The 7,465-nt window shown below is 40.8% G+C and carries 4 protein-coding genes and 1 pseudogene; all 5 read right to left on the bottom strand.

All coding sequences use genetic code 11. From position 1 onward, the window contains the following. Positions 1-1,582: 1,582 nt before the first annotated feature. A pseudogene (locus AB6D06_RS20875) lies at positions 1,583-1,864 on the bottom strand (ISNCY family transposase); the annotation flags it as partial. A 164-nt stretch (positions 1,865-2,028) separates the two neighbouring features. Continuing rightward, on the bottom strand, positions 2,029-2,442 hold the full coding sequence (locus AB6D06_RS20870; RefSeq protein ID WP_069592252.1) for an H-NS family nucleoid-associated regulatory protein: 414 nt from the start codon (positions 2,440-2,442) through the stop codon (positions 2,029-2,031). Positions 2,443-3,282: 840 nt separating this feature from the next. Then, positions 3,283-3,861 carry a DUF2913 family protein gene (locus AB6D06_RS20865; protein ID WP_017104238.1) on the bottom strand — a complete coding sequence of 193 codons (579 nt, stop codon included), beginning with the start codon at positions 3,859-3,861 and terminating at the stop codon, positions 3,283-3,285. Positions 3,862-4,119: 258 nt separating this feature from the next. Next, on the bottom strand, positions 4,120-5,244 hold the full coding sequence (locus AB6D06_RS20860) for a hypothetical protein (protein ID WP_102428375.1): 1,125 nt from the start codon (positions 5,242-5,244) through the stop codon (positions 4,120-4,122). A gap of 720 nt (positions 5,245-5,964) precedes the next feature. Beyond that, complete coding sequence (locus AB6D06_RS20855; protein ID WP_102428374.1) at positions 5,965-6,792, bottom strand: hypothetical protein; 828 nt, start codon at positions 6,790-6,792, stop codon at positions 5,965-5,967. Positions 6,793-7,465 lie beyond the last annotated feature (673 nt).

The raw sequence follows: 7,465 nt of genomic DNA, 5'->3' as shown, positions 1-7,465 counted from the left end.
ACTGGCCAATGTAAGGATCTTGATAAGCTAATCTTGAGTTATCAAAATGGTAATGCCGCTTTTGTTCCTGTCATTTAACATAGGCTCTTCAACTATCTTATAGATCTCTTTATCTGGCGCATGCTAGAACTCGCCAATCGTTTTTCATTAAGGTATATAGTCACAGTAGAGTATGCTTTCTCAAACAATGAGGATGGAAGTTCTTGTTTCCTATTTTGTCTGCACCCATGACAGAAATATGAGTTCCAAGCGTTGCCCACGATGATTAAAAAAAAGGGTCCGTACAGTATTTTTGCAACAGTCCCGTTACAAGAACCAAAACAAAATCCCTGCTAGAGTGCTTACTAGTGTAATGAAAGAGAGCTTTAACGTGTTCTAAGCCAGTTACATGTTGTATGTCACTTATCAACTAAAATGGTGGCTCTTCTCTTACCGCCTTTGCACTCAACAGTGACGTTCACTCCATTGACGAGTGCTTTCTCATTATTCGCTCTGGCTCTCACATCGAGTTCAAATTTGGACAACGAGTTCGGTAAGCGCAAAAGAAAGAGTGCTGGTTACCCTTTTGCTTTGGTACAGGCCAAATCTTGATGTTATCGAAGATGGCCAATCGCAGTGCTAAAATAGACAAAACTCTGGAATATTGCAGCTAATGTTATCGAAAGCTATTCTGCACTATTTTTGTAGTTTGCGTAATTGGTGTAGCCAAACTCAACACCAATGATACGAACCGCCATATAAGTTTTAGCCCAGACCATTTGACGTATTATTCCGGAATCTTTTGTCTCTTACAGTATGACTTTGTAAGTAAAATCATTACATAATGAAAGCGTATTCACTAGGTTGCTAGTTCAAACCTTGATGCTTTGGTTTTTCTAATAGCGATAAGATGTCGCTCCTAATGAATTGATAGCAGAGTAGTTTCTTACGTCTAAAGCGGGACTTGATTGGATGAACCAACGATAAATATAGGACGATTCACAATAATGCCGTGCTTGGCCGACATATCACTCAGATTGACATTACTCATGGGCGTTGATTAAGCGACTTTCCATACTTGTTAGAAGAATATTTATTACTTCTAAATCGTAGTCAATACAATGTTTCTAAAAATGACGTACTCTCTTACCTTTATCGTTTGGGTATAAAGAGAGTCGATTTAAAAGTGGGCAGTAAAACGTTGAATATTTTATAAAACTTTGACCAGAACGTTATATAAGGGCTTCAAGGAAGGTAATAACCTTAGTCTTTCGGTCTTTTTTATGACGTTGTCACAATGAAAGTTGGGTGAGGCGATAATTCCCCTCACTCAATTAGTACCTGAATATGATAACAATAAGGCCGATGGGTAGGAAAAGTCTAAAAGTTTCGTACAACGTCATACCATCCGGATGAAGGTGGACGTTAAGTGGGAAGGTGATGAAAGGGTTCCACATGACTCCGCGTTTAATCGAAGAAGGGACCTGTCGTATGACAAAAGAAAGTGCCCGCGCCGTTTTTTTTTCTTATCCTTATTTTTTATTGATTTAACTATTTATCTCCCCACGCGCAGTCCTTTATTGATGGCCATTTACTTGCTCGGCTAATGAGAAAGTTGTGCTAGTTCGTCTTTATTCAATCCTGTGACATCCATAATGGCTTCCTGATCTAGACCATTAAGCATCATCTTGTGCGCCATCTCCTTGAGGGCTTCTTGGCGACCTTCTTGGCGTCCTTCTTGGCGACCTTCTTGGCGACCTTCTTGACGTCCTTCTTGGCGGCCACGTTGCTCGCCTTGTTGGCGCAATTGTTCTGCAATAGTCATAAGTGTTTTCTCGTGTTTCGGTACTGATGAGGCCAGTGACGTAATTAACGCCTCTAGGTTGATTTCTGTTCACGCATTCATTTTAAGATTGGCCAATGGGAGAGATATTTAAAGTGAGCTGACTGCCCTATAGAAACTAACCTAAACAAGGGCTCTGTTAGTTTCTATATGAATTCTGGGCCTCTTAATTGAGGGGGGTGTAGTGAGGGTTTTGAAAGAAGCGACTATTTCGCGATCAAGAAATCCTCAATTGATTTTCCAGCATCAAGCTGTTCTTGAATTATGGAAGGGGTGCGACCTTGACCGGTCCAGGTTTTTTCTATGCCGTTCCCGTCTGTGTAACTATATTTAGCAAGGCGAGGCTTACGTTTACCTTTTATTTTATTCTTTGATTGACCTGCTAGAGCTTCTATAAGAGCTTCAATATTAACACCATCGACCTTGATTTGCTTTGCGATTTCAGCGACTTTGGATTCTTGTTCAGCACGAGCTTCGCGCTCTACTTCTTCGCTCTCTTGGCGTTCAAGAAAGACGGTCGTTAACTTATTCAGTGCTTCTTCAAGTTCCTCAAGTGTTAATTCACGAGAGAACGCACGAAGCGAGCGGATATTAAGTAAAGTTTTTATCATTTCGGTCATGTTGAGTCCATTTACATTTAAATTGAGATAATATTACAAATCAATAAGATACACAAAAATTGTCGAAACACGTTTTCTCCAAAAATAGCGTTGTGAATATTCCCTCTTAGGCATATTTTTCTAAATATCAATGAGTTATTGCCTATCTTCATCCGAGAATGATGCTTTTTTAGGGTAAATAGTTCGAGCGTCGCTAAAGCTTATGGATTTAAAGTGGCTGTACTGAATATCTTTGATTAATTTAGTGTTCAAACTTTCATGAGTAAACGCACAGTAAATATGCAAGTTATTGATGGCTATAGAGGATAGAGCACTCTCAAGTTGAGTTTCAGTAACCATGTAGAGCAAAGGGGGTATTTCGGAACATCTCATATAACCATCAGCCTCGTCATAGCATGTTGATTATTGCATGTGTCTGCATAAAGAAAAGTATGAATAGTCCTAAACTCTTATTGTGTCTCTGCATTGAAAACTGGCGTCCGTAAGGTTTGGGTGAAATTTTCACCTACCACTAGGATGGAAGGCTCCGTGTCACAAGGTGAGTATCGCAGTATATTATACTAGACCTAAATCCGGATTTAGGTGGAAAAATGAAGAAGAGAATTGGACCCTATGCGCAAACCTAGCCTAGCTAATGCCAATTTTAAAAGGTTCATGCGTAAGCCAGAGTTGCGTATTGAAAAGCTCTCTCTTTATGACCTATTTGGTCAGACTGGCTTTGGGTGCGTTGTCATATGGGAAAGCTTTCAGTCAAGGTTGAAGATGGGTATTTAGTCGGACATTGTCTACCCAAGGTAAAACCGAGAAATAGAAAGGCACTATTCAATCGTATAATCGTTATCACTCTCGGTGCAATAAAAGGTGAATGACTTCATCTTTCTCTTCAGAGTCAACTTCAACGCGATAAAAGCCTTTGGCTTTTAGCGCTTCAATTAACGCTTCCAACCGATGGGTTTTCACCGTCATAGCCAGGGGTTTTATCTGGTTATTGTCTTCATCAAACCCTTGCTCTATGCTTTTTTCTTTCATGTAAAGAGTATCTCGTTCCATTTCTTTTGTGGGGTCTTCCAACATAGTTGGAAACTGATGCTGCTCAAATAATTCCGTTAACATGATATAGAGTTCATCAGCCTGTGAGAACTTGGCTTGATACCCGAGATTCAGTTGATTTACCTCCCACATTTTTTGTTCGAGGTTGCCTGTTACACTTCGGCCAATACTGAGCATGGTTTTGAGTTCATTTTTACATGTCGAGAACTGAGGCCGTTTTACTTTTGGTTTGATGAATTTTACCAACAGTTCATTTCTTATTTTCGTTGTCCAATATCCACCTTGTTGACTCATGGTTAAATACAGTGCGAGAAGCGCATTCGTCACGATCTCATCAAGGGCTTGATAGTGCTTAAGGTTTCGACTCATGAATTTATTCTTTCTCTTTAATTGAAGCTTCCTAGCTGTTTTTCACGATTTTAAATTGAGTGCGTAATCAGCGTGTATTAAGGCTTAAATAATAAGGCGCATTCAAAAATTAACGGGAAACGCGAACATATACCTGCTCAAACTTTAATGGCACCGCTCGTCGCAATCCCGTAGCTGGCGAAGCCAGTCGAAGGGTGAGCAAGCGGTATTTCGAACCTCTTAAACCACCATGATTAAGCCTCTTTTCTAGACACAGAATCAATAGAAGGTAAGAGATCCTAAATATTTTTTTAATTGATTGATACTGTTAACTTTTCTTATTCTTTTTTCAAGCGAGACTATCGAATCATCAATCATTTTAAGATACTTTTCCATTTTGGCTTGCGTCTTCTTCTTGCTTGGTGCTGAGAATTGTCTCCAGACTTGAGACTTAACTCCTTGTTGGCTAAAGATGTCACGGTGGGCCCGATTTAAATCCAGGAGCTTCATTTCGAGCAAATGCTCCATTCTCACTAAAGTTGTTTCATCAAGAAGGTGCTCAGAATCGGGGACATATTCTGTCAGCATTCGGACTAAGGTCATCACATCATTCTCTCGTTTGGCCACCGCCAGTTTCTGCATTAAACGATGTTTCTCTTCTTTCTTTAACGGGTCAGACTCTTTATCTGGATGGATAACACTCGCAATGCGTTTGTACATTTTGTTGAGTTGAGTACCTCGGAACATTTCTTTGATGTTAAGCGCGTCGTCGTCTTCACTCTCAAAATAATCGAATTCAAAATCGTCCCAATCGTCCTCATTTTGGGCTCGTGGTGAAAATGAGTCGTTATTATGTTTAACAAAAGAGGCCCATAAGGCACTGATAAAAGCTTCAATGGCGAATGGATCACCAGAAGCCAGAATTTCACGGATTTTTTTGTGGGGTAAATCAATATCAGCGCCGAACATCTCCTTCATGCCGTTTTCAAATTCTCGACAAGCTGCATTGAGCGCTTGCTGTTTCTCTTTCTGAAATACTTTATTATGATAGGTTTCATACTCTTCGCATAACGCCTCGACTTTGTCTCTATCATTGATAAAAGGGCGATCAAGCAAGTCAATTAACTCCTGTTCAATCGCTTGCATCAAGCGATTGCGGATATTGGTTTTGAGTTTTTTTGAGGTCAAAAATGACATCAAGTGCTTAACCCAGGCACAGTGAAGATGGTCGAGCTTTTTATCATAGGGAGTCAGTTTATCTTTGTATTCAGAAAAAAGCTGATTGACCTTGATCTCGGCCTTTTGATTACGCCGTTCATTTTTTTCAATCTTCCTCCAGAGCTCAGATAAATAATCCGACTGAGAATGTGGAACGTTGTTTGAGTGAAAAATAGGAAGTGTCATATCCGTCCTTTTCTCTTCTAGTAACCCATGTGTTTTTCTAGGCTAACAGCGTAAGAAGAGAAACACCTCGAAGTAATACTAATTTATGTTCCTTGAGTTTGAATTACCCTCTGACGCTGATAAATCGAAACGCTAATCTTAGTATTCAATGGGCCATTCATTTTGTAAAGCAGCAAGCTTAAGCGGCTGAATAAGAACCGTGACCATTTAATGAAATTAAGAAGAAAGCCTCTCACAGCGCCATACTGCTCTTTTTAGGCTGCAATATTGACAGCACTAAAAACCCTCGCCCTGCTAAGCCATACCATCCGGATGAAGGTGGACGTTAAGTAAGGAGATGATGAAAGGGAGCCACCTGACTCAGCGTTTAATCGAAGAAGGTCCCTGTCGTATGACAAAAGAAGGTTGCCGCGCCGTTTTTTTTGCTTGTCCTTAAGTATTTATTTTTCTATTGATTTAATTATTTATCTTTATACGTAGTGTTCATAAGCGCAGCCCCTTATTGATGGCCATTCTAGCGGTCTTTTTTATCCTTCCTTTCTTGCACGGCCTTTCTTATAAAAAACCGTGAATAGAGAAATCCCTTCCGAATGAGACTGCGTGCGCAAGATAACCCTGAATAACCTGTTGGGAGAAACCAGAAAAATGAGAGATAGAGCAGGGTAGGCTAAGGTTCAGACGTGCTGATCCCTCCGCCTTCGCGGAGACGAACGTGTCTTTTTAATTAGGGGCCAGGTCCGGTTGATACTCACTAAAGAAGGCTGAGGTTGATTGCGCATAGGTGTTTAACGTTGACGCATTGAAGATCTCTTGTATCCCTGACGCTATCTTACGGAAAGAGAGCCATTGAAAGCTCAGTCCTTTCTTTGTCTGGCGTTCCCGTGTTGCGAGGATCAATTCGCTGATGTTGGTGTAACGCACGACTTTTAAGTCATTAAAGAAGCGAGGTGTAAACTGTTTGTACGCGGGTGCACTGCGTATCGTCCCTTCGTCTTGGTCGACACACACATTGATCCGCTCACTGTGAAAATAGCTGGCACGCTTTAGATACTTCACCGCTTTAGCAAAGGACTTCGGCGAAATAAACTCTCCAAAGCGCAACGCATAATCTTCTTGAAGCTGGTCGTAGCTGATGGTTTTCAATCCCGCTTCGGTGGGCAACCCGATGCGCCCGCCAATGAGGTCTGTGTTCGGCAGAGTGCACGCTAATACTTTCGCAATTAAGGTGCGACATTGGACATTATTCACCGCTTCACCGCCCCATGCATTGAGTGACGGGAAACGATTGGGGTTGGTAATAAATTCTTCACACCCTTTTAAGATCCGCGCGTATTCTGGCGGCAGGGTTTCTACCTTACCGCTTCGGAGCAACCGGCGAGACTTAAATCCGATCTCAAAAGGCGTCTTAGGGTTCCGCGCGTTCTCTTCTTCAATGACGCGTTGATACAATTCAATCAAATCCAGTTTGCGAGCCTTACGCTTACAGCGATACTGCGCATCGTAACTCGATTTATCGAACGGGGGAGGGGAGGAGCTAAACGTTTTCATAAGACTCACCGTCCACGTTTAAAACACACCTCGCTTCATCCTGAGGGACAAAAAAGGCGGTGTTAGGCAGAAAGTGGATTCTCCTGAGCGTTAGCCCAAGCCAAGGCTGAGTCAAATGCGTCATATTTTGAAGTCCAAGAGGTTTTTGGGGTGTTTGGATTGGCCGTCCAAACGGTGAAATTTCAACCTATCTCAACCGGGAAAAGAAATCAAATGCCGGTTTTTTAGACACAAAAAAGCCGACTACTCTTGGAAAGTCGGCTTTTTTGCGAGTGCTATATAGTCAGAGTACCACCTCTAACACACTCTAAATCCTAGAAAAAACACACGACATTGGACACTACAGGAGTAAGCAATGTCGTGTGTTTTAACCTTATAGACCTCAGGTAAGTATAGCGTGTCGTCGCCTGATATTTCAAACGCTAAGTGTGCCTTGGGATTTTTCCCTTAACATAACAAATATAATGCGTAACCAAAAATAGCAGATAAATAACAATGAGATAACAAATAACCTTGAAAAATTTATAGCACATCAAAGAATCCCAATAAAAATAATTAATGGATTAATTATTTAAAATTAAAAACAAAGGCAACGTTAAATTTAATAAAATAACCATTAAAATCAAAAGTTTAATTTGGTGCGTATTATATTTGTTATGTTAAATTGCAAGAT

This window comes from Vibrio sp. 10N.239.311.G01, from assembly GCF_041465805.1.
In the GTDB taxonomy this organism is placed as follows: Bacteria; Pseudomonadota; Gammaproteobacteria; order Enterobacterales; family Vibrionaceae; genus Vibrio; species Vibrio crassostreae_C.
This window is presented reverse-complemented; position numbering and strand designations above follow the sequence as displayed.